General features: G+C 68.2%; 23 protein-coding genes. 11 read left to right on the forward strand and 12 right to left on the reverse strand.

Translation table 11 applies throughout. The features are described 5' to 3' along the window. Positions 1 to 9: 9 nt before the first annotated feature. The gene (locus GEMRO_RS0103715; protein ID WP_027132939.1) at positions 10 to 327 is read right to left on the reverse strand and encodes a cupin domain-containing protein; all 318 of its coding nucleotides are present in this window, start codon (positions 325 to 327) and stop codon (positions 10 to 12) included. Between the two features lie 22 nt (positions 328 to 349). Continuing rightward, the gene (locus tag GEMRO_RS27385) at positions 350 to 871 is read right to left on the reverse strand and encodes a tetratricopeptide repeat protein (protein ID WP_205624888.1); all 522 of its coding nucleotides are present in this window, start codon (positions 869 to 871) and stop codon (positions 350 to 352) included. Positions 872 to 1,149: 278 nt separating this feature from the next. Between GEMRO_RS27385 and GEMRO_RS0103725 the strand changes: the two genes are divergently transcribed. Next, the gene (locus GEMRO_RS0103725; RefSeq protein WP_035484699.1) at positions 1,150 to 1,962 is read left to right on the forward strand and encodes a hypothetical protein; all 813 of its coding nucleotides are present in this window, start codon (positions 1,150 to 1,152) and stop codon (positions 1,960 to 1,962) included. 76 nt (positions 1,963 to 2,038) lie between these two features. Continuing rightward, on the forward strand, positions 2,039 to 2,524 hold the full coding sequence (locus GEMRO_RS0103730) for a cupin domain-containing protein (protein WP_027132941.1): 486 nt from the start codon (positions 2,039 to 2,041) through the stop codon (positions 2,522 to 2,524). A gap of 80 nt (positions 2,525 to 2,604) precedes the next feature. Here the strand turns inward: GEMRO_RS0103730 and GEMRO_RS0103735 are convergent, their stop codons facing one another. Further along, complete coding sequence (locus tag GEMRO_RS0103735) at positions 2,605 to 3,093, reverse strand: Lrp/AsnC family transcriptional regulator (protein ID WP_027132942.1); 489 nt, start codon at positions 3,091 to 3,093, stop codon at positions 2,605 to 2,607. Positions 3,094 to 3,177: 84 nt separating this feature from the next. On the opposite strand from GEMRO_RS0103735, the gene GEMRO_RS0103740 reads away from it, so the two are divergent. Genes GEMRO_RS0103740 through GEMRO_RS0103750 form a run of 3 tightly spaced genes read left to right on the forward strand, consistent with a single transcriptional unit; the run spans position 3,178 to position 6,142 of the window. Continuing rightward, a complete protein-coding gene (locus GEMRO_RS0103740) occupies positions 3,178 to 4,251 on the forward strand; it encodes a pyridoxal-phosphate dependent enzyme (protein ID WP_027132943.1) in 1,074 nt (357 codons plus the stop codon). Further along, positions 4,248 to 5,567 (forward strand): Zn-dependent hydrolase, encoded by a 1,320-nt coding sequence (locus GEMRO_RS27390; protein ID WP_051328656.1) that lies wholly within the window; start codon positions 4,248 to 4,250, stop codon positions 5,565 to 5,567. Before GEMRO_RS0103740 ends, GEMRO_RS27390 begins: the two co-directional genes overlap by 4 nt. Further along, complete coding sequence (locus tag GEMRO_RS0103750; protein WP_027132944.1) at positions 5,564 to 6,142, forward strand: peroxidase-related enzyme; 579 nt, start codon at positions 5,564 to 5,566, stop codon at positions 6,140 to 6,142. Before GEMRO_RS27390 ends, GEMRO_RS0103750 begins: the two co-directional genes overlap by 4 nt. A 52-nt stretch (positions 6,143 to 6,194) precedes the next feature. Here GEMRO_RS0103750 and GEMRO_RS0103755 read toward each other — a convergent pair whose 3' ends face one another. After that, entirely contained in the window at positions 6,195 to 7,565 is a 1,371-nt protein-coding gene (locus tag GEMRO_RS0103755; RefSeq protein ID WP_205624889.1) for an amidase, read from the reverse strand. Between the two features lie 199 nt (positions 7,566 to 7,764). Here GEMRO_RS0103755 and GEMRO_RS0103760 point away from each other — a divergent pair, with 199 nt between their 5' ends. Together GEMRO_RS0103760 and GEMRO_RS0103765 are read left to right on the forward strand one after the other, a co-directional pair. Beyond that, positions 7,765 to 8,727 carry a phosphotransferase family protein gene (locus GEMRO_RS0103760; RefSeq protein WP_157505440.1) on the forward strand — a complete coding sequence of 321 codons (963 nt, stop codon included), beginning with the start codon at positions 7,765 to 7,767 and terminating at the stop codon, positions 8,725 to 8,727. Next, on the forward strand, positions 8,727 to 9,698 hold the full coding sequence (locus GEMRO_RS0103765) for a phosphotransferase (protein WP_035484701.1): 972 nt from the start codon (positions 8,727 to 8,729) through the stop codon (positions 9,696 to 9,698). The genes GEMRO_RS0103760 and GEMRO_RS0103765 overlap by 1 nt, the downstream gene beginning before the upstream one ends. Here the strand turns inward: GEMRO_RS0103765 and GEMRO_RS0103770 are convergent. The 3 genes from GEMRO_RS0103770 to GEMRO_RS0103780 form a co-directional block, all read right to left on the reverse strand. Beyond that, complete coding sequence (locus GEMRO_RS0103770) at positions 9,631 to 9,987, reverse strand: hypothetical protein (RefSeq protein WP_027132948.1); 357 nt, start codon at positions 9,985 to 9,987, stop codon at positions 9,631 to 9,633. The genes GEMRO_RS0103765 and GEMRO_RS0103770 overlap by 68 nt on opposite strands. Before the next feature lie 197 nt (positions 9,988 to 10,184). Next, complete coding sequence (locus tag GEMRO_RS0103775) at positions 10,185 to 10,379, reverse strand: hypothetical protein (RefSeq protein ID WP_157505441.1); 195 nt, start codon at positions 10,377 to 10,379, stop codon at positions 10,185 to 10,187. A 420-nt stretch (positions 10,380 to 10,799) separates the two neighbouring features. After that, positions 10,800 to 11,633, reverse strand: coding sequence for an aldo/keto reductase (locus GEMRO_RS0103780; protein WP_027132950.1), 834 nt, complete (start codon positions 11,631 to 11,633; stop codon positions 10,800 to 10,802). Between the two features lie 87 nt (positions 11,634 to 11,720). Here GEMRO_RS0103780 and GEMRO_RS0103785 point away from each other — a divergent pair, with 87 nt between their 5' ends. Further along, on the forward strand, positions 11,721 to 12,107 hold the full coding sequence (locus GEMRO_RS0103785; protein ID WP_051328659.1) for a DUF1090 family protein: 387 nt from the start codon (positions 11,721 to 11,723) through the stop codon (positions 12,105 to 12,107). Positions 12,108 to 12,119: 12 nt separating this feature from the next. On the opposite strand, the gene GEMRO_RS0103790 is transcribed toward GEMRO_RS0103785, so the two are convergent. Beyond that, a complete protein-coding gene (locus GEMRO_RS0103790) occupies positions 12,120 to 13,166 on the reverse strand; it encodes an NAD(P)-dependent alcohol dehydrogenase (RefSeq protein WP_027132952.1) in 1,047 nt (348 codons plus the stop codon). Positions 13,167 to 13,713: 547 nt separating this feature from the next. Next, entirely contained in the window at positions 13,714 to 14,214 is a 501-nt protein-coding gene (locus GEMRO_RS33995) for a hypothetical protein (RefSeq protein ID WP_157505442.1), read from the reverse strand. A gap of 589 nt (positions 14,215 to 14,803) precedes the next feature. On the opposite strand from GEMRO_RS33995, the gene GEMRO_RS34000 reads away from it, so the two are divergent. After that, a complete protein-coding gene (locus GEMRO_RS34000) occupies positions 14,804 to 15,106 on the forward strand; it encodes a hypothetical protein (RefSeq protein ID WP_169728304.1) in 303 nt (100 codons plus the stop codon). A 207-nt stretch (positions 15,107 to 15,313) separates the two neighbouring features. Here the strand turns inward: GEMRO_RS34000 and GEMRO_RS0103800 are convergent, their stop codons facing one another. Next, positions 15,314 to 16,099, reverse strand: coding sequence for a bestrophin-like domain (locus GEMRO_RS0103800; protein ID WP_027132954.1), 786 nt, complete (start codon positions 16,097 to 16,099; stop codon positions 15,314 to 15,316). A 366-nt stretch (positions 16,100 to 16,465) separates the two neighbouring features. Between GEMRO_RS0103800 and GEMRO_RS0103805 the strand changes: the two genes are divergently transcribed. After that, positions 16,466 to 16,756, forward strand: a complete 291-nt coding sequence (locus GEMRO_RS0103805) for a hypothetical protein (protein WP_027132955.1) — start codon at positions 16,466 to 16,468, stop codon at positions 16,754 to 16,756. A 60-nt stretch (positions 16,757 to 16,816) separates the two neighbouring features. Here the strand turns inward: GEMRO_RS0103805 and GEMRO_RS32305 are convergent, their stop codons facing one another. Beyond that, positions 16,817 to 17,818 carry a hypothetical protein gene (locus tag GEMRO_RS32305; protein WP_051328660.1) on the reverse strand — a complete coding sequence of 334 codons (1,002 nt, stop codon included), beginning with the start codon at positions 17,816 to 17,818 and terminating at the stop codon, positions 16,817 to 16,819. A gap of 218 nt (positions 17,819 to 18,036) precedes the next feature. Between GEMRO_RS32305 and GEMRO_RS0103820 the strand changes: the two genes are divergently transcribed. Further along, positions 18,037 to 18,807, forward strand: a complete 771-nt coding sequence (locus GEMRO_RS0103820; RefSeq protein ID WP_027132957.1) for an SDR family oxidoreductase — start codon at positions 18,037 to 18,039, stop codon at positions 18,805 to 18,807. Between the two features lie 602 nt (positions 18,808 to 19,409). Here the strand turns inward: GEMRO_RS0103820 and GEMRO_RS0103825 are convergent. After that, on the reverse strand, positions 19,410 to 20,222 hold the full coding sequence (locus GEMRO_RS0103825; RefSeq protein WP_027132958.1) for a DeoR/GlpR family DNA-binding transcription regulator: 813 nt from the start codon (positions 20,220 to 20,222) through the stop codon (positions 19,410 to 19,412). Positions 20,223 to 20,245: the final 23 nt, after the last annotated feature.

The following is a 20,245-nucleotide window of genomic DNA, read 5'->3' on the forward strand; positions in this document are numbered from 1 at the left end:
CTCGCCCGGTCAGGGAAACCGGATCGCCTGCGGCCGCTTGACCTCGATCTCCACGAACGCCATCGGGCGGCTGCCGCCGTTCATGACGTCGTGGGAGATCCCGGACGTGCGGTCATAGGCCTGCCCGGCCACCAGCTCGATCTCGCGCACCTCGCTGCCGTCATGCACCCGCATGGTCGCATCGGTCAGCATCACCACGAAATAGGGCCAGCCATGGGTGTGCCAGCCGGTGGCCGCGCCCGGCGCGAAGTCCCAGCGGGTGATCCGCAGGTCCTGGTCGTCGCGCTGGACGGTCGGCACCGCCGGGATCGTGCATTGGAAGGCCATGGGCGCGCTCTCCTGGTGGGCTCTAGCGGTAATACCAGCGATGCCAGCGCGGCGACCAGATCCAGCCATAGCGCCATCCCCGGTACCAGCCGGCATAGGCGGCATCGCGCCAGTAGCCATAGCGGTCCTGGTAATAGGTTTCGTCGGCCAGAGCGTCCTGGACCTCGGCCTGCAGTTCCTTGGCCTCTGGGTCGCCCGCCGCCGCCGCCAGCGACAGCCAGGTGTCGGCCTCCTTCAGGTCCGGCCCCATCTCCTCCAGCCCGCCCATGTAGACCCGGCCCAGCGCCAGCTGCGCCCGCACGTCGCCGCGCTCGGCGGCACGGCGCATCCACTGCAGCGCCTTGTAGCTGTCGCGCGGGAAGCCGTCGCCGCGGAACAGGCGCAGGGCGAGGTCGTAGGCGGCGCTCGGATCGGTGGCGGCCAGTTCCTCCAGCGCGGCGATCCGGCCGTCCGGGTCGCGGTCGGGCACGGCCTCGGACGGGTCGAACGTGGTCAGGTCGCGAGGCTGCTCGGCACAGCCGCTGCCCTCGCGGCAGACGGTCACCGTCGGGCTTCGCTCCGGCGGAGCCGGCTGGCAGGCCGCGACCGACAATAAGCAGGGAATGATCAGCCACCGCATTCCATCGTCCCTTCAAGCCAATCCGAAAATCCCAGCCACGAAATCGCGTGACGTTCCGTCTATACATGAATGCGTTAGTATGGATACTCGGTAGTGGAATAGTAGGCGCTTTCGGAAGCGCTAGGAATAAATGTAAAGCTCTCACGCTCTTCAATGACCTATTCAGCACACACTGGCGAGCAGCCGGATTTGGGAGCGAATGAATGGACTGGAAAGATCTTCGCATCGCCGCCGCCCTGACCTGCAGCCTGGGTCTGGCCGGCTGTCTTGGTGGAACCGTCACCGGGGGCAGCGGCGGCACCGACATCTCGGGCAGCGCCGCCGGCAGCTCCAGCGCCGATGCCGGCAACCTGGAGCGCTGCGAGCAGACGCTCGGCACCCTCGCCATGGATGACGGCCGCCAGTCGAGCTGGTGGGGGCCGTTCTCGCAGAACACCGGGGTGACCACGATCGAGCCGCTGCTGCGCATGGTGGCGCAGCAGTCCAACTGCTTCGTGGTGACCTCGGTGGGCAATCTGCGCCTGGACGACCGGATGACCCAGATCACCCAGAAGCAGCGCGATTCCGGCGAGTTCCGCGCCGGCTCCAAGCAGGAGAAGGGCCAGCGGGTCGCGGCCGACTATTTCCTGGAGCCGGCGATCATCATCAACGATGCCAGCATGGGCTCGGTGGGCGGCGCGCTGGGCGGCCTCCTGCCCGGCGTGTTCGGCGCGGTCGCCGGCGGCATGGAGCAGAAGGCCTCGGTGGTCACCATGTCGCTGTTCGACATCCGCTCCCAGGTCCAGGTCGCAGCCTCCGAGGGCAGCGCCACCGCCACCAATTACGGCGCGGCCGCGGTGACGCTGACCGGGGCCGGCGGCGGCGCGCTGGGCGGCCTGTCGCAGACGCCCGAGGGCAAGGCCACCATCGCCGCCTTCCTGGACGCCTATAACGGCATGGTGGTGGCCCTGCGCAGCTACGAGGCCCAGGACGTCGAGGGCGGCCTCGGCCGGGGCGGCACGCTCAAGGTCAACTGAGCCGGCCGGGTCGGGTGGCCGATCCGGCGGCCACCCGGCCTTTTCGGGGATCGCACGCCCCCAAGGAGTCGTCCCGATGAGCGACAGCACGCCCCGCAGGCCCCTGGCCGTCCTGGCCGCCTCCGCCCCGCCCCGCACCCGGCCCTCGACCTATCCCGAGCCGTTTTTCAGCCGCATGGCGAAGCGGGAGAAGCGGCCGCTGGGCGACCTGTTCGGCCTCGTCCATTTCGGGGTGAACCTGACCCGGTTGGCGCCCGGCGGGGAGTCCGCCCTCCTGCACCGCCACAGCCGCCAGGACGAGTTCGTCTTTATCCTGGAGGGAGAACCCACCCTGGTCACCGACACCGACGAGATGGAGCTTGCCCCCGGCATGTGCGCAGGCTTCCCGGCCAACGGCATCGCCCACCAGCTGGTGAACCGGACCGAGCGGGACGTGGTCTATCTGGAGATCGGCGACCGCACCCCCGGCGACGAGGGCAGCTATCCCCGGGACGACCTGAAGGCCGCCCTCGGCCCGGACGGCAGCTGGACCTACACCCACAAGGACGGCCGGCCCTACTGAAGCTGCCAGGGCCGGCGGGTGGTCGGAGCTGCCGTCGGCGGGACAGTCAGCTGGCGCCGGTGCGGCCGCCCCCGAGCCGGCTAGCCTTCGCCCCCTGCCCTGGGCATCGCCTGCGGCCCGCCCTTGACCTGGCGGATGGCGACCAGGGTGCGGAAGGCCCGCACGTTGCGGTTGTCGTGGAACACCTCGCGCACGAAGCCCTCATAGGCTTCCATGCCGGCCAGCTGCAGGCGGAGGATGAAGTCCGCCTCGCCGGTGACGTACCAGGCCTGCCGCACCTCGGGCCGGGCGCGCAGCTCGCGGGTGAAGCTGTCGAGCTCCGCCAGTCCCTCCCATTCCAGCGAGACCAGCACATGCACTGTCAGCGGCAGCCCCAGGACCGAGGGGTGCACGATCGACACGTCCGAAACGATCACCCCCTCCTGGCGCAGGCGGCGCAGACGGCGCAGCACCGCGCTCTCGGAAAGGCCCACCCGTTCGGCCAGACGGCGGGCGGGCATCTGGTTGTCGAACTGGACCTGCTCCAGCAGGGCATGGTCGAACCGGTCCAGCTTGACGGAATCTGGCATCAGCAGCCCCATGATCGGCGAAAGCAGGCGCGTCCTAGCATGTTTTCGGCGCCAAGCATCCGCCGGCGCGGGCACACTGCCGGCATGAGCAACGATCCGGTTCCCGCGCCCGGCGCGGACGGCATAGCGGCGGAACTGCTCCGTCTTTCGCCCAGCTATGCCCCCACCCCCCTTCTCGACCTCCCGCGGCTCGCGCAACGCTGCGGCGTGGCGCAGGTCCTGGCCAAGGACGAAGGCCGGCGCATGCTGGGCAGCTTCAAGTCCCTGGGCGGCACCTATGCCGGCCTGCACGCGCTGGCCCGCGCCGCCGGCACCACCATCGCCGGCCTGATCGATCCGGCGCGCCGCCCGGCCAAGCTGCCGGCCCTGGTCTGCGCCAGCGACGGCAACCATGGCCTGGCCGTGGCCGCGGCCGCCCGCGCCGCCGGCGCACCCGCCAGGATCTATCTGCACGCCCGGGTCCCCGCCGCCCGGGCCGACCGGATCGTGGCGCAGGGCGCCGAGATCGTGCGGGTGGACGGCACCTATGACGACGCGGTGGCCGCCGCGGCCGGGGCGGCGCGGGCGGGCTCAGGCATCCTGGTGGCCGATACCACCGACGATCCGGGCGACCCGGTGGTGCAGGACGTCATGGCGGGCTACGGCGTGATGGCCCATGAGATCCGCCGGCAGGTCGAGGTGGCCGGCCACCCACGGCCGACCCATCTCTTCGTCCAGGCGGGCGTGGGCGGCCTGGCCGCCGCCATGGCGGACGGCCTCGCCGCCTGGATGGCGCCTCCGGCGGCCGTGATCGTGGTCGAGCCGGCCAGTGTCGCCTGCGTCGCCGCCGCCCTGGCGGCGGATCGCCCCGTCCGCGTGCCGGGCGAACTGGAGACGGCGGCCGAGATGCTCTCCTGCGGCGAGGCCAGCGCGCCGGCCCTGGCGGTGCTGCGACGGCACGGCGCCCGCGGCCTGACCGTCCCGGAGGCGGCGCTGGGCGAGGCCACCCGCCTGCTGCGCGAGCTGGGCGGCCCGGCCACCACCCCGTCCGGCGCCGCAGGGCTGGCCGGTCTTTTGGCCCTGCAGGCGCAAGCCGCGGGCGCCGGCTTCGGACTCGATGCCGCCAGCCGGGTCCTGATCCTGGTGACCGAGGCCGACCTCGAGGAAGATGCGGCATGAGCCAAGGCGACGATGCCGGCGGCCTTGCCGCCCAGCCGCCCTCGATCGACGCCGATCGGCTGCTCGATCGCCTCCGGCAGCTCGGGCAGGTCGGGCGCGACGCGGAAGGCCGCCTGTGCCGGCTGGCGGCCTCGGATGCCGACAAGGCCGGACGCGACCGGCTGGCGGACTGGATCGTGAGCGCCGGGCTGGAGCTCGCGATCGACCGGGTCGGCAACATGTTCGGCATCTGGCGTCCCGCGCAGGCGCCGGACGCGACGCCGGACGAGGCGCCGGTGATGATCGGCTCCCACATCGACACGGTGATCGACGCCGGGATCTATGATGGCTGCTATGGCGTGCTGACCGGCCTGGAAGTCGCCCAGGCCCTCCAGAGCTCGGGCTTCACCCCCGCCTGCCCGATTGTGGTCGCGGCGTTCACCAACGAGGAAGGCGTGCGCTACGCGCCCGACATGATGGGTTCGCTGGTTTATGCCGGCGGCCTTGCGATCGACGAGGCGCTGGCGACCCTTGGCACCGACGGGACGGCGCTCGGCGCGGAACTCGCCCGGATCGGCTATGCCGGTTCCGAGGAGCCGGGCTTCCTGCGGCCGCGGGCCTATCTGGAGCTCCATGTCGAGCAGGGCCCGGTCCTGGAGCGCGACGCGGTGCCGATCGGTGCCGTGGAGAACCTCCAGGGCATCTCGTGGCAGCGCATCACGATCCAGGGCGTCGCCAATCATGCCGGCACCACGCCCATGTCGATGCGGCAGGACGCCGGCCAGGCCGCCGCGCGGGTGGTGACCTTCCTGCGCGACCGCATCGCCGGCCCGACCACGGTGGCGACGGTGGGATGCATGAGCTTCGAGCCGAACGCCATCAACGTCATCCCGTCGCGCGCGACCTTCACGGTGGATCTCCGCGATCCCGACGAGCACAGGCTCCGGCAGGCGGAGGCCGCGCTTGCCCGCTACCTGGACGAACTCGCCCGTTCCGAGGGTGTCACGGTCTCGGCCGAGCGCCTGGCGCGCTTTGCACCGGTGAGCTTCGACAAGGCCATTGTCGGGCTGGTGGAGGACGCCGCGCAACGGCTGGGCCTGCGCTCCAGGCGCATGACCTCCGGTGCCGGCCACGACGCGCAGATGCTGGCCCGCATCTGCCCGGCCGCCATGATCTTTGTCCCCAGTGCCGGCGGGATCAGCCACAATCCGCGCGAGCACACCGAGCGTTCGGACCTGCTGGCCGGGGCCGACGTGCTGCTCGACGTGGTGCGGCGCCTGGCCGGCGCCACCTTCCCGCCCCCATCGTGCCACCGAGCAGGAGGCTTTCAGCCATGACCGACGCCGCCCCTCCGATCAGCCGCTACCCGGTGCCCGCGCTCGAGGCGATGCCGGAGGACATCCGCGCGCGCATCCTCAAGGTGCAGGAAAAGTCGGGCTTCATCCCCAACGTCTTCCTGATGCTTGCCTACCGGCCGGACGAGTTCCGCGCCTTCATGGCCTACCACGACGCCCTGATGGACAAGGAAGGCGGGCTCAGCAAGGCCGAGCGCGAGATGATCGTGGTGGCGGTCTCCGCGGCCAACCAGTGCCAGTACTGCGTGGTCGCCCATGGCGCGATCCTGCGCATCCGCGCCCGCAACCCCCTGATCGCCGACCAGGTCACCGCCAACTACCGCAAGGCGGACATCACGCCGCGGCAGCGGGCCATGCTCGACTTCGCCCTGAAGGTCACGCGCCAGGCCGAGGCGGTGGACGAGGCCGACAGCGCGGCGCTGCGCGGGCACGGCTTCGGCGAGGACGAGATCTGGGACATCGCGGCGATCGCGGCCTTCTTCGGCATGTCCAACCGCCTGGCGAACTTCACCAGCCTGCGCCCGAACGACGAGTTCTATGGGATGGGGCGGAGCTGAACGGAGATTCTGGGCTGCATGACGGGCCGGGCATGTCCCGGCAGGGACATCCTCAGAACGGCCAGCGCGGCCCGGACCCCCGCACCTTCTCCAGGTAGGCCGCCGCCTGCAGCACCCCCAGGTCGTCGAACCGCCGGCCGACCAGCTGCACGCCGATCGGGTGGTTGCGGCCGTCATGGCCGAACGGGAGCGACAGGGCCGGCTGCCCGGTCTGGTTGAACCAGGCGGTGAAGGTCGCATGCGCCAGCGGCGTTTCCTCGTCCAGCCCGACCTGCTCGGCCGGGAAGCCCACGCAGGGCATGGTCGGGGTCAGCAGGAGGTCGTAGCCGCCGATGGCGGCGTGGAGCTCGAGCTTGGCGTTCTCGATCAGGCCCAGCAGCTCGTGGTAGCGCGCCCCGTCGATCGCTTCCGCCTTCAGGCTCCATGCCGCCACCTGCGGCAGCACCTTGGCCTGCTGGTCGGCGGTGAAGCTGCGATACTCGGCCAGGCCCCGGACCTGCAGGGTCTGGTCGATCGCGGCATAGGCGTCGTAGGCGAACGGCGGGTTGAGCGGCTCGACGATCGCCCCGGCATCGGCCAGGGCGTTGGCGGCGGCCAGCACGGCCTCGCGGACCACCGGCTCCACCGGCGCGCCATAGCCCATCGACAGGAGCAGCCCGACCCGCTTGCCGGCAAGATCCGCTTCCAGCTTCTCGTGGTAGGCGATGCCGTCCGGCGCCAGCGCGCCGCTGTCGCGCGGGTCGGGCCGGGCCAGGATGCCGAGATAGAAGGCGACGTCCGCCACCGAGCGCGCCATCGGCCCGGCCGAGCGGGTGGTGCTGGGCGCCAGATGCGGGATGCGCCCCTGGGTGGGCTTGAGCGCCACCACCCCGCAATGGGCGGCCGGCAGCCGCACCGAGCCGGCGATGTCGGAGCCCACCGACAGATGGCAGAAGCCCGCCGCCAGCGCCGCCCCTGCCCCCGCACTGGAGCCGCCGGTGTTGGTGGCGAGGTCCCAGGGATTGCGCACCACGCCGAACGCCGAGCTCACCCCGGCGGCGAGCAGGCCGAAATCGGGCATGGTGGTCTTGGCAAGGAGGATCGCCCCGGCTTCCAAACTGCGCGCCGCCGGCGGCGCGTCGAAGCTGGAGGCCGGGCGGCCCTCGTTGGCGGCGGTGCCGTGCAGGTAGGGCCAGCCGGTGACGTGGATGCTGTCCTTGAGGGTGATCGGGATCCCGTCCAGCGGCCCGGCGGGCGTGCCGGCGGCAAAACGCGCGGCCGATTCAGCCGCGGCCACGCGAGCCGCCTCGGCGCGGATCGACCAGAGCGCGTTGATCTCGCGGTTGCTTTCCTCGATCCTTGCCAGGGTCGCGTCGACCACGTCGACCGGCGAGACCGAGCCATCCCGGTAGGCGGCAGCGAGCGAAAGCGCCGATGATTCCAACAATTCCCGCATCGACACCCCTTTCACACAATCGCTCCCGGTCTCGCGCCGCTGTGCTGTCCCGTCAAGCCGCTGGCGGGTCGCGGCGGAGGCGGCATGGAACTTGCGGGCTTTTCCGAAGCGCCCGGCCTGCCTAGGCTGGGAACCGCAAAGCAAACAAACCCACAAAACGCGCCCCCATGTGGAGGAATCGCTGCCGATGAGCGAACCCGACCAGGAACGGAGCCGAGCGCTCGCCGCGGTGACCGCGGCCTGGGCCGAGCAGGCATCCGACGCGGCTCCCGTCCAGATCGTCCTGGAGCCGGCCTTCGCGGTCCTGGCCTCGCCGGGCTGGCACGGGGTCGACGGCGTCCATTTCAAGGCGACCCTGCCGGACGGCACCCGCCGCCACGTCAAGGCGATGCATGACGACGCCCGGCATTATGTCGACCTCGGCACTGCCTTCCTGGCGGCGCGCCAGGCGGCATCGATGGGCATCGGCCCGGCCGTGGAGCGCGGCAGCCTTGCCGACGGCGTGCTGGTGATGGCGGACCTTGCCGACTACCGCACCGGCACGCTCGACAAGCTGCGCGATCCCGATACCTGCCTGGCCCTGCTGCGCCAGCGCCAGGCCTTCCAGAAGGGGCCGAAGCTCGGCCGCGCGGTCAGCGTGTTCGACGAGATCCGCCGCTTCCATGCCGCCTGCCGGGAAGCCGGCGCCGCCCTGCCCCCGGACACGGACTGGCTGGTCGACAACGTGCTGGACGCGGAAAAGGCGATCCTGGCAGCCGGCGTCGACCTGGTGCCGGCCCATGGCGACGGCAACGCGTCGAACTTCATGGTCGGTCCGGACCGCCATGTCCTGCTGGTCGACTGGGACCGCGCCGCCGACATGGACCCGTTCGCGGATCTCGGCAGCTTCATGGTCGAGGCCGCCCAGCAGGAGCCGGAGGCCCGCGCTTTGTTCGAGCTGGCCCATGGCGCCATGGACGAGGCGCTGTTCGCCCGGACCATGCTCTACGGCGTGGCCGACCATCTGCGCTGGGGGCTGATCGGGACCCTGCTGGCCAAGGTCTCGCCCAGGACCTCCCTGGAATTTTTGAAATACGCCAGCTGGCGCTACTTCCACGGCCGGCAGGCGGTGCGCGACCCGCGCTTTGCCGAGCGGGTGCGGAGGATCTGATGAGCACGACCGAACGCAGGCTGGGCGAGGCCCGCACCCAAGACGAGGCCGCGATCGAGGCGGCGATCCGCCGGGTCCCGGACTGGCAGGGCCGGGAGGCGACCTACAAGATGCTGGTCGGCGGGATCAACAACCGCAACTGGCTGGTCGCGGTGGACGGCCATCCGCGCCGCTACTTCGTCAAGGTGCCGGGCCCCGGCACCGAGAAGTTCATCGACCGGGCGGTGGCGCACCAGGCGGCGGTCAACGCCCATGCCATGGGCCTGGCCCCCGAAGTGGTCTATTTCGACCCATCCGACGGGCTGGAGGTCCACGAGTTCCTGGAGGGCTATGCCGCCTGCACCAATGCCGATTTCGAGCGGGCGGAGATCCAGGAGGCGGTGATCGCCTGCTACCGGCAGCTCAATGCCGGGCCGAAGCTGGGGCTGACCAAGACCATCTTCGACATGATCGACGAGCACTGGCAGGACGCGAAGGCGCTGGGCGCCTTTCTGCCCCACGACTTCGACTGGATGATGAAGCAGTACGGGCAGGCCAGGGCGGCGTTCGAAGCCTCCGGCCTGGACCTGGTGCCGTGCTTCAACGACCCGATGCCCGGCAACTTCCTGGTCTCGCCCGGCAAGCCGATGAAGATCGTCGACTACGAGTTCGCCTCCAACAACGAGCGGGCCTACGAGCTTGGCGTGCTCTTGGGCGAGATGTTCTTCACCGAGGAGCGCTCGCTGCAGCTGATCGAGGCCTATTACGGCGAGGCCCGCCCGGAGACCGTGGCCAGGGTCTGGATCGGCCGGGCGCTGGCCGACATCAAATGGGCCGGCTGGGCGATCCAGAACCGGATGCTGACCGACTGGGACTTCGACTACCAGAAATACGGCGACTGGAAATGGGCGCGCGCCCGCTCGGTCATCCTGGATCCGCGCTGGGAATGGTGGCTTCGCCTGGTGGCGTCGGGTCGGCCGCAGCCGCGTTGAAGTCCAGCGCCAGCGGGCCGGCCCGGCCGGTCCGCCGGCCGGACGGCGCGTTGTGCAGGATCGCCTGGCCCAGCTCTTCCCAGGGCTCGTCCTTGGCGTTGCGGATCTCGACCCGGACCAGGCCCGGCCGCAGCTCGGAGGCGCGCTCGGGCAAGAGCCCGCTGGAAGCGCTCAGCAGCATGTCCGGGATCGACCCGGCCTTCTTCACCAGCAGGCAGCGCGGCGCGTCCAGCACCAGGGCGATCCGTCCCTGGGACAGGCGGACATGGGCTATCGGAAAGGCGATCATGCGGCCATCGCTCGTGCGCGGTTCCCGTGCTGGCAGGCGCGCGGGCGGGGCAGCTCAAGACCCGCTCACGGTCCTGCACATGACCGGCGCGTCCACCCGGCTATCATCATCCGTCCATGTTCGGCCATAGGCCGCGCGTTTTGGCCCCGTGGGACAAATCCCCGCAGGGCCGGTGTCGTTTGCCTTCTGAACGGTGCTTAGAAAATATGCAGGTAGCGGATCGCCTCGGCCAGCACGCAGCCGAGCGCGGTGCCGGCCAGGGCGAAGCCCAGCCAGGACCAGGAGAAGGACAGGGAGCGGCGCTTGCCGCGCGGGCCGATGGTCAGCTCGATCCGGCCGTCCTCGCGCTCGTGGCTGGCCAGGATCTGCTCGTCGGGCAGCAGCACCAGCATGCCGGCCATTTCCGGCTCGATCAGCAATGTCTGCCGCGACGGATCTTCGAGAGATACCAAACCTGACCTTAGGGTCGCCATGGCGCAGTCACGCAGGAGGGGAACGAGGGCGGGCCCGGCCATGACCGGCATCGGCCGGTCACGATCAGTTCAGACGACATTAACGTCCGGCCAGCAGCCTAGCAACTTAAACGATTTGTTAATATTCACCGCGACAAGCAGGCGTCCAGGACAATTGCCGCAAATTCTCGACATATATCCGGAAATCTACTTCAAGAACAAACTCCGTCCTTGGGAGTGTTCTTCAGAATCCCTTCGGCAACCGCCCGCATCGCCCGAGGCGCGGCAAGACGCGCCAGGACGACGACCCGGTTCCGATCCTGATCGGGCCAAGTCGCCGGCCGGCCTGTTCTCTTTGGCTCAAAGCATTTCCAGCGGCCGCCGCCGGGTCGGCGGCGGGAAGGCCCGGTCGAGTGCTTGGCGGTCCTGGTCGGTCAGGACCAGGTCGGCCGCCCGCCGGTTCGCCTCCAGATGCTTGCGGTCCGCCGCCTTGGGGATCGCGATCACGCCATCGTGGCCCAGCACCCAGGCCAGCGCCACCGCGAACCGGTCGACCCCGTGGCGCCTGGCCACCTCGTCCAGCGCCGGATGGTCCGGCATCCGGCCCTGCTCGATCGGGCTGTAGGCCATCACCGGCATGGCGCGCGCCCGGCACCAGGGCAGCAGGTCGAAGCCCGGCCCCCGCCGGGTCAGGTTGAACAGCACCTGGTCGGTGGCGCAGTCCGCCCCGCCCGGCGCCGCCACCAGTTCCTCCATGTCGTCCTGGTCGAAATTGCTCACCCCCCAGTGGCGGATCTTGCCCTCCTCCTGGAGCTGGCGGAACGCCGCCACCGTGTCCGCCAGCGGGTGGCTGCCCGGCCAGTGCAGCAGATAGAGGTCGATATGGCTGGTGCGCAGCCGCTGCAGGCTGCGCTCGCAGGCGGCGATCGCCCCCTTGCGCGAGGCGTTGTGCGGATAGACCTTGCTGACCAGGAACACCTGGTCGCGCTGGCCCTGGATCGCGTCGCCCACCACCTCCTCGGCGCCGCCCTCGGCATACATCTCGGCGGTGTCGATCAGGGTCATGCCGAGCTCGATGCCATGGCGCAGCGCGTCGGCCTCGGCTTTGCGCCGTCCGCCCCCCTCGCCCATGTACCAGGTGCCCTGCCCCAGCGCCGGGACATTCTCGCCATCGGGTAGGCTGATCTGGCGCATCGCCGCACTCCTGTCCGCGTTCGGGCGCCAACCTATATGGCACCAGCCGGGCCCGGTCGATCCGTCCCGGCCGATCGGGAGGATTTCATGAAGGCCACCGTCCTGCTGTCTCTCGCGGCCGTCCCGGCGCTGCTCCTGGCCTCCACCGGCGCCCATGCCCTGGACATCCACTGCGCGGAGAAGATCGACACGCTGGAAGCGTCGCTGGCGGATGCCCGGGCGGAAGCCGATCCGGAGCGGATCGGCGGGCTGGAGGAGGCCTTGCGCCGCAGCCGCGCCGAGTGCGAGGGCCAGGACCTGCGCGCCCAGCGGGAGGAGCGGCTGGCGCAGCTTCAGGCCGAGGTCGCCGAGGACCGGCAGGAGCTGCACGAGGCCGAGCGCGAGGGCGACGTCGACGACATCCTGGATGCCCGGCGCGACCTCGCCGAGGCCAAATGGGAGATGGAGGAGGCCAGGCGGGCGCTGGCCCCCTGACCTCCCCTGCCCTCACATGTCGATCTGGATCTTCACCGAGCCTTTCGGCGAAGTCGCCGCATACTCGAACGCCTTCACGCTCTCCTCGAACGAGAACTTGTCGGTGATCAGCGGCGACACATCGATCGCCCCCGAGCCCAGCATCGCGATGCAGCGCGGATAGACATGGGCATAGCGGAACACATGCTCGACCCGCGCCTCCTTCAAGGCAGCGCCCGGCACGTCATAGGCCACGTCGTGCAGCGGCATGCCGATGAACACCACGCAGCCGCCCGGACGCAGCGGCTTGAACACGCCCGCCGCCGCCTTCTCATTCCCCGAGCACTCGAACACGATGTCCGCGCCCCAGCCATCGGTGTCGGCCATCACCACGTCCTGGATGCTCTTGGAGCGCACGTCCACGCCCACCACCGAGCCCGGCACCTTGGCCAGCTTCTCGGCCAGCGCCAGCTTGCCCTCGTCGATGTCGGCCACATAGACCTTGGCGCAGCCCGCCGCGAACGCCGCCAGCACCGTGACGAGCCCGATCGGCCCAGCCCCGATCACCACCGCGGTGTCGCCCGGCATGACCCGCGCCTTGACCGTGCCATGCACGCCCACCGCCAGCGGCTCCACCATGGCCGCCGCCTCGAACGAGACATTGTCCGGGATCTTGAAGGTGAAGTCCGCCGGGAACACCAGGCTCGGCCTGAGGCAGCCATGCACCGGCGGCGTCGCCCAGAACTGCACGGCCGGATCCAGGTTATACATCCCCAGCCGTGACGCCCGGCTGCTCGGATCCGGAATGCCCGGCTCCATGCACACCCGGTCGCCGACCTTGAGGTTGCTCACCTCCGCCCCGGTCTCGATCACCACCCCCGACGCCTCGTGGCCCAGGATCATCGGCTCCCGCACGATGAACTGCCCGATCCCGCCATGGGTATAATAGTGCACGTCGCTGCCGCACACGCCGACGGTCTTCATCTCGATCCGCACGTCGCGCGGACCGAGCTCCTCCGGCACGTCGATGTCGCGCAGGTTGAGCTTCAGCTTTTCTTCGAGAACGAGGGCTTTGACCATGGTGCCTTGGTCCCTGAGGCGAGTGGGAAACCGGAGGATCGACGCCCTCCGCTTGGCGCGCACAGGTAGCGCGTTTGTTCTCTGGTTGCCACATAGCGCTGCTATGGTTGCCTCGGCGGCAGGTGGCGCAGCGGGAAATGCACATTGCACCCCAGGCGTCGTATTCTACATGTCGGAGGATGCTTAGACCAAAACTGGATCTAAAATACAGCAGAACGACGCGCGCAGCTCGCCGGACGTCCAAGGCAAGAACTGATTCATGTTTGCGGCACACCTTGAAGACACTAGTAAGAAAAATTTGTATGATAGGATCCCCACGCCACAACCTCGCAGAGCATCTTGATATTGTGACGCGAATAACCCCGTGGGCTTCATCTAAGCGGGATGCCTGCACAAAGGGCTAATGCAAGAAGGTATTAATGCAAGAAGCGAGGCCTGAATCTCCAAGCTTGAAGAACACATCTGCGAATCGCCTTACTCACGATCTGGATGCGCAGCTTTGGAGACAAACCTAGTTTCTGCTGCAATAAATCGGAAGACGTTACACCTAAGGCGCGGCCACAGCTTTTACCAAAGCTTCGGTATTCAGCTCGCCGGAAGCAAGGAGTGCGTTAGCAATCTTCTCAACGACGTCCAATGAGATTTTATCAGCCCAGCCAATCGCGTACTTCATAAATTCCGTATCCAGATCACTCGGCCACTGACCATCGGACTGAGCAAGATCTTCTCCAAAATAGCTAATACGATCTTGATTAGAATTATCAATAGCATAATCGATGAATTCTTTTTCTTTTGGTCGACACCCATCTTGTTTCACTAACCGACCTGTTTTATACAGCAGATACTCTGCTGCAAAGCCTCCCAGTGCAATGTGGCGTCGCTGACAGTCATTCCGGCAGACCTGCGTGCGACCATAACTGCGGGGTTCTGCGGAATAGAGTTTCATCTCAACAACTGTCGCGCCAACCTTTAATGCCACAGCGGCATGACCAGCCTCATGATAACATGCAAGCTCTGGAGAATCGAAAGAAATTATCGGTGGCATCATGGTCTCGCTACGCTCCTGAGGCTCTTAACATCCCGCCTATCCTTGACATGGTCTACTCAAAAGATCTCCCAAGGTACGTCAGAGCCCAAACCGCTCTCTAGCAGGTAAACGCTGACCAGCGACCGGATGCCAACCACCATAAGAACTCAGCCGATTGCCTGGAAGGCGTACTCACAGGCTTGCAGCCGGGAGAGCCAAGTGCCGACTTTCAGGTGATGCCAGCCGAAACGGGTGGCCGTAAGGATCCTGAACTGCAAAGCAGTATCGATCCGCCTCCACCAACCCTGCATACGCAGTTGTTCAAGCCTAATCTGCTCCGCCCACGTCATCTGACGGTACTTTGGCGCCACCCAATCATTTAATCGAATTGAATCGACGTCACCGAGACCTTCGTTGAGACACGGTAATGAGGCTAACAATGCGGCGTCCTTAGATTCCGCGCCGGCTCCTGCTCTGGCGGCTCTAGAACCGTCCGAGTTACGGATCGATTCCACTAAAAATTATTGGAATAAGGTGAACCGAACAAGTTATTGACTAGAAGTGAGATGAATGCTTTAGATTGTGCGCGACTTCGTGTTGCAGGAGAACAATGATGCTAAAAGCAATGACGGTTGCCGGTTTTTCGCTGTTTGCGTTAGTTGCAACTATATCGCTCGATGCGAGTGCGCAGCAGGATGATAATTTGATACCCAATGATCTCGCGATCGAAGCATATCAAGGAGGCTGGCGAAGCGGCGGCAGCGATCCAACAAAAGAGTGCCTCGCACACTTCAACTCGAAATATCCGACTAAGCGCATCCAAATAATTTCGACAAGCGAAGAGAGCAGAAAAGATTGGAAGGGACATGTCGAGTATAAGTATCAATGCACTGCTGCCATAAAATTAAAATAGCGATAGTTGATTATTAGGGTTTGGGGTTCGATGCGAGCAGGCACTCAGACCAAGCCATAGTAGATCTAATCTAAAAGAGCCCTCAGTCTTCACCTTCGGCATTATGCCAACTCAGCCTCATAGGCGGCCTGAAGTGCAAGAACTCTGGATCAGGCCTTGCTTCTTGCGTTAACGCCGCCTTGCACCGGACCGACGCCCCAACACCCCTCACCCCGACCCACCCGCCGGAATCGCATCCCGAGCATCGATCAGCGGCTGCACCGGCACCTGGATGAACCCCCGCGCCGGCCGGTCCAGGTCGGCCACCAGCGTCATCACCACGCCCACCGTCGCCGCCATCAGCAGCGTCGCCACCGGCCGCCGCACGCCCTGAGCGCCCGAGTGGTAGCCGATCAGCAGCAGCGCCACCAAGGCGACCCCCAGCAGGATCGCCATCACCTCGCGCGGGATGCCGTAGCGGAGCGCGGTGACTCGGCGCTCGTGGATGTTGTTGACCTCGTTGAGCGAGCCGACGAAGCGGTAGGCGGGCAGGGACTGCGGCGAGGCCGCGGTCATCTGGACCGCCAGCGCCCATAGCCGGTTCTGCAGTTCCTCGGAGCGCTGGACGTCCCGCTCCAGCTTCGCCGGGTCGTAGGGCGTGCCCAGGCCGGTCCGCACCTCCACATAGCCGCGCAAGAGGTCCAGGACCGGCTGCCGGTCGGCCTGCGGCAGCATCAGGGCGAAGTTGGCGGTGCTGCCGATGGCGTTGGCCTCCTCCAGCACCATGGAGCGGCGCGTGTCGAACCGCGACAGGGCCAGCGAGAAGCTGAAGGCCAGCAGCAGCGCCAGCAGGCCCAGGCCCGCCCCCGCCAGCATGCCCAGATCCTCCCGCCCGCCATTGCGGCCGTGCGTGCGGTTGCCGAGCCAGGTCCCGACGAGCGCGGTCACGACGCTCAGCGCCACCACGGCGGGATAGAGGATCGAGAAGTCGAGGTCGTAGACCCAGTCGGACATGCCGGCCTGCCCCAGGCTCGATGCGGAGCCGGCTGATCCCAGGCTCGGCCCGGACGGTGGTTCAACTCCACGTCGAAGTCGAGTCCGGCCGCCCGGCGGGACGATCCGGCCTTGAAGGGGGTGGCACTCCCGGCCCCGGCCCCGCCTCCCGGCGCCCGCCCGCCAGGGCCAGCCGGCCGCGGCCGCGCACCGGGCGAGATCGATCGACTTGGCCCGCGAAAGACGATCGCCGCGTTCTCGGCCGCCGTCACTTCCGGAAAACCTGGCGGAGCATCATGCTTGCAAGAAAAAACGATCAAGCCTATTCGATAATGTCGATGCCGGTTCATCCGTCGACATCGGCCTCGCCCGAGGGGGAGACATGCCGTGCACGCCGTCATTCGCAGCTACACAGGCGCTGGTGCGAAGGAACTGTTCGACCTGCTGCTCGCCAACAGATCGGAAGTCGAGAGCCTGATCCGGTCGGCCACCGGCTTCGTGAGCTACCACGCCCTGCGCACCGAGCAGGGCGGCAGCACGATCACCATCTGCCAGGACAAGGCCGGCACCGACGAGAGCGTCCGCCTGGCCGGCGACTGGGTGCGGAACCACACTGCCGACCTGCCCGGCATCCAGCCGCCCACGATCACCGAGGGGCCGGTGGTGATCCATATCTAGCCCGGCGCATGTTCTGGCCGATGTCATGGCCGGCGCGCGCGGGCGGCCAGTCCGTCCGCCCTACCGGATCGAGCAGGCCGGATACCCGTTCGCCCGTATGAACGCCTTGGTCTCGACCCACCAGTCCATGTCCTTCTCCCAGCGCGCCCGCTTGAAGCCGGAGCCGTCCGCGCCGAGCGTCCCCCAGATCACCGCGCCATCGGCGCCTAAGCGCTGGAGCGTGGCCAGCTGGGTCGCGAACACCCCCTTGTCCAGCAGCTTCTTGCGGATCGCCGGGTCGGACGCATAGTCGTGGTATTGCGGCCAGAGATAGGCATAAACCGGCTTTCTGCCGATCGCGGGCTGCCAGTCCTCGCGGATCAGCCGCATGATCCCCTCGGCCCTTGCGATCCAGCCCTTGCTGCCGCTTTCCCGGTAGCGGGTGTACATCTGCGGGAACAGGACGTCGGCGTTCTGGGCGATCTTCCGGGTGAAGCTGTTGGTCTGCATCGTGGACGGCACCTGGCTGCGCCCGGCGATGTAGCCGAAATAATCGTTGATCGGCGCTTCGCCGAAATAGCCCAGGAGCGTGCCCTTGGCGCGGATCGCCGGCTGGCGGCGGAAATGCGCGATCAGGGTGGCGTACTGCTCGGACTTGCGCGCCGCCTGGGGATCGCCCCGCTGGATCATCCAGCCCTGCTTCTCGACGTTCAGCACCACGAGCTTCGCCGGCGGCGTCGCCGCGGCGATCTTGTCGGTGGCGTACTTCATCCGCGCGCCGGCCAGGTCCAGCGGCTCGTGGTAGCGCGGCATGCTGCTGCCGAAGATCACCGATTCGGTGATCAGCGGCACCGTCTCGATCCCGCAGGCGCGCAGCTGCTCGGCGGTCGGCGCCTTGGCGGTGGTGCCGTTCGCCCAGCTCATCTGGTAGAAGATCTTGAACTTGGGCGTCGCCGGCTGGTGGCTGGCCTTGGCCGGCGCCATCGCCAGCACGCCCAGGCAGGCCGCCAGGCCCAGACAGGAGGCGGCCGCGCGGATGCGGGCGGTCAGGCCCCGGCCGCGAAAGGACATCGATCCGGACATCTGCTCTTCCCTCGCGTCGCACCATGGTCGAGGGTCGCCGGCCTGGCCGGTGGGCAGCGAACGACCCGATGATGGTACGCCCCTTCGCCGTGCTGTCGCTGGCGGCATTGGCAGGGCCTTCCGTTGCAGCTAACGGCTTTTTCCGGCCAAGGTGCCCTGGGGTATGCATAAATGGCAGGCTGCGGCCCCGAGCCGCCCGCCTGCCGAAGGAGGTTTGGATGTTCAGCCTGCAGTCCCGCACCGTCGCCATCACCGGGGCCGGCGGCGGCATCGGCCAGCGCCTGGTCGCCCGCTTCGTCGAGGCGGGTGCGGTCGTCATCGCCTTCGACCGCACGCGCGAGCGCATCGAAGGCCTGCCCGGCATCGCCCATGCCGGCGCCTTCGAGATGGGCGACCGCGAGGGAGCCGAGGCGGCGATCGCGACGGCGGTGGAGGCGGTCGGCCCGATCCGGGTCCTGGTCAACAATGCCGGCGGGGCCAGCGCCGAGACCCTGACCGACCTGACGCCGGAGGGCTGGGACCAGGACATCGCCCTGAACCTGACCGGCGCCTACCAGGTCACCACGCCCATCCTGGCGGGGATGCGCGAGCAGGGCGGCGGTGCCATCGTCACCATTGGCACGGTCAACGCGCTGATGCATTTCGGCAACCCGGCCTATGCGGCGGCCAAGGCGGGCCTCGTCGCCTACACCAAGGCGATCGCCCTGGAGCAGGGCCGCTTCGGGATCCGCGCCAACATCGTCTGCCCGGGCTCGGTGCGCACGCCCGCCTGGAACCGCCGGATCGAGAAGGATCCCACCATCGTCGAGCGCCTGTCCCGCCACTACCCGATCGGCCGGATGGTCGAGCCCGACGAGGTCGCCGCCGCCGTCCTGTTCCTGGCCTCCGACCTGGCCTCCGGGATCAGCGGCGCGGTCCTGCCGGTCGATGGCGGGCTGATGGCCGGCATGAAGGCGATGACCGAGGTGATCACCTCGGAAACCTTCTGACCCGCAGCCCGCCCCGGAAATACTAGGACCGAGTACCTACAACCATGCTATCCTGCGCCTCCCCCCGGAGCCGCAGGAGGCCCATGCCGTGCCCGTCCCCCTCGCCACATCCTGCACGAACGAACCCGAGCCCGGCGCTGCCAAACGAACCCGGGAACAGCCGGGCGACCTTGGGCACCACGCCGCCCAACGAACCCGAGAACGGCCGCCGGCACGTTTTGCACCAACGAACCCGAGCCCGGCGCTGCCAAACGAACCCGGGAACAGACGGACGACCCCAGGCACCACGCCGCCAAACAAACCCGACAACGGCCGCCGGCACGCTTTTGCACAAACGAACCCAAGCCCGGCGCAACCAAACGAACCCGGGAACAGCAGGGCGACCCTGAGCATCACGCTGCGCAACAAATCCGGAGACGCCCGCCAGCACGCTTTGCACAAACGAACCCGAGCCCGGCGCTGCCAAACGAACCCGGGAACAGCCGGACGACCCCGGACACCACGCTGGCCAACGAACCCGAGAACGCCCGCCGGCACGTTTTGCACGAACGAACCCGAGCCACCCGGCAGAAGTTGCCCCGGCAGGACCTGCCGGCCGGCAGCTATGACCGGGCCGGGCGCGGGTCCTGGGCCACGGTCACCGTAGCGCCGGCATGCGCCAGCGCCTCCGCCAGGTGCTCGTCCGGCGCCCGGTCGGTGATCAGCTGGCCGATCTCGGCCAGCTCGGCATGGATCGCGAAGGCCGGCCGGCCGAACTTGGCATGGTCGGCCACCACCAGGACGCGCGCCGAGGCCAGCCGCATCGCCCGGTAGACCGCGGCTGCCTCGTCGTCCACATCGGCCGCCCCCGCCGCGGTGATGCCGCTGGCGCCCACGATCGCGCATTCGGCATGGAAGCGCCCGACATGGTCGACCGTCTCCGCCCCGACCACGATCCCCTCGCGCGGCTCGTAGCGCCCGGGCACCATCAGCACCCGGATGCCCGGGTTGGCGGCCAGCACCGCGGCATGGGCGAAGCCGTGGGTGACCACGGTGCCGCGCGGCAGAGTGGTCGCCAGCATCCGCGCCACGTGCAGCGTGGTGGAGCCGCCGCCCAGCATCAGCGCCTCGCAGCCGCCAAGCGCCGCCACGGCGGCCACCGCGATCCGCCGCCGCTCCGCCACCATCTCCCGCTCGCGCTCGGCCACCGCCGGCTCGATCGCCACCGGCCTTGCCGCCCCGCCATAGGTGCGCGCCAGCAGCCCGGCATGGCCGAGCTCGTCCAGGTCGCGGCGGACGGTCTCGGTGGAAACCCGGAATTCCTGGGCCAGCTCGGCGATCCGCAGCGCCGGGGCGGCCCGCAGCGCCGCCACGATCGCCTGCTGGCGGCGTGCCTTGGCATTGGCGGCCGGCATCCTGCCATCCCGGTTGACCATGCTGCCGCTCCGCTCGCGCTGTC

The sequence above is a fragment of the Geminicoccus roseus DSM 18922 genome (assembly GCF_000427665.1).
In the GTDB taxonomy this organism is placed as follows: domain Bacteria; phylum Pseudomonadota; class Alphaproteobacteria; order Geminicoccales; family Geminicoccaceae; genus Geminicoccus; species Geminicoccus roseus.

Coding starts and splice junctions, on each gene's coding strand:
- GEMRO_RS0103775 (WP_157505441.1), bottom strand. CDS start 10,379: ATGCTGGTGCTGCTGCCCGACGAGCAGATCCTGGCCAGCCACGAGCGC.
- GEMRO_RS0103760 (WP_157505440.1), top strand. CDS start 7,765: ATGAGCGAACCCGACCAGGAACGGAGCCGAGCGCTCGCCGCGGTGACC.
- GEMRO_RS32305 (WP_051328660.1), bottom strand. CDS start 17,818: ATGTCCGGATCGATGTCCTTTCGCGGCCGGGGCCTGACCGCCCGCATC.
- GEMRO_RS0103770 (WP_027132948.1), bottom strand. CDS start 9,987: ATGATCGCCTTTCCGATAGCCCATGTCCGCCTGTCCCAGGGACGGATC.
- GEMRO_RS0103800 (WP_027132954.1), bottom strand. CDS start 16,099: ATGTCCGACTGGGTCTACGACCTCGACTTCTCGATCCTCTATCCCGCC.
- GEMRO_RS0103750 (WP_027132944.1), top strand. CDS start 5,564: ATGACCGACGCCGCCCCTCCGATCAGCCGCTACCCGGTGCCCGCGCTC.
- GEMRO_RS34000 (WP_169728304.1), top strand. CDS start 14,804: ATGATGCTAAAAGCAATGACGGTTGCCGGTTTTTCGCTGTTTGCGTTA.
- GEMRO_RS0103715 (WP_027132939.1), bottom strand. CDS start 327: ATGGCCTTCCAATGCACGATCCCGGCGGTGCCGACCGTCCAGCGCGAC.
- GEMRO_RS0103790 (WP_027132952.1), bottom strand. CDS start 13,166: ATGGTCAAAGCCCTCGTTCTCGAAGAAAAGCTGAAGCTCAACCTGCGC.
- GEMRO_RS0103820 (WP_027132957.1), top strand. CDS start 18,037: ATGTTCAGCCTGCAGTCCCGCACCGTCGCCATCACCGGGGCCGGCGGC.
- GEMRO_RS0103780 (WP_027132950.1), bottom strand. CDS start 11,633: ATGCGCCAGATCAGCCTACCCGATGGCGAGAATGTCCCGGCGCTGGGG.
- GEMRO_RS0103735 (WP_027132942.1), bottom strand. CDS start 3,093: ATGCCAGATTCCGTCAAGCTGGACCGGTTCGACCATGCCCTGCTGGAG.
- GEMRO_RS0103730 (WP_027132941.1), top strand. CDS start 2,039: ATGAGCGACAGCACGCCCCGCAGGCCCCTGGCCGTCCTGGCCGCCTCC.
- GEMRO_RS0103825 (WP_027132958.1), bottom strand. CDS start 20,222: ATGGTCAACCGGGATGGCAGGATGCCGGCCGCCAATGCCAAGGCACGC.
- GEMRO_RS0103765 (WP_035484701.1), top strand. CDS start 8,727: ATGAGCACGACCGAACGCAGGCTGGGCGAGGCCCGCACCCAAGACGAG.
- GEMRO_RS0103785 (WP_051328659.1), top strand. CDS start 11,721: ATGAAGGCCACCGTCCTGCTGTCTCTCGCGGCCGTCCCGGCGCTGCTC.
- GEMRO_RS0103725 (WP_035484699.1), top strand. CDS start 1,150: ATGGACTGGAAAGATCTTCGCATCGCCGCCGCCCTGACCTGCAGCCTG.
- GEMRO_RS33995 (WP_157505442.1), bottom strand. CDS start 14,214: ATGATGCCACCGATAATTTCTTTCGATTCTCCAGAGCTTGCATGTTAT.
- GEMRO_RS0103740 (WP_027132943.1), top strand. CDS start 3,178: ATGAGCAACGATCCGGTTCCCGCGCCCGGCGCGGACGGCATAGCGGCG.
- GEMRO_RS27390 (WP_051328656.1), top strand. CDS start 4,248: ATGAGCCAAGGCGACGATGCCGGCGGCCTTGCCGCCCAGCCGCCCTCG.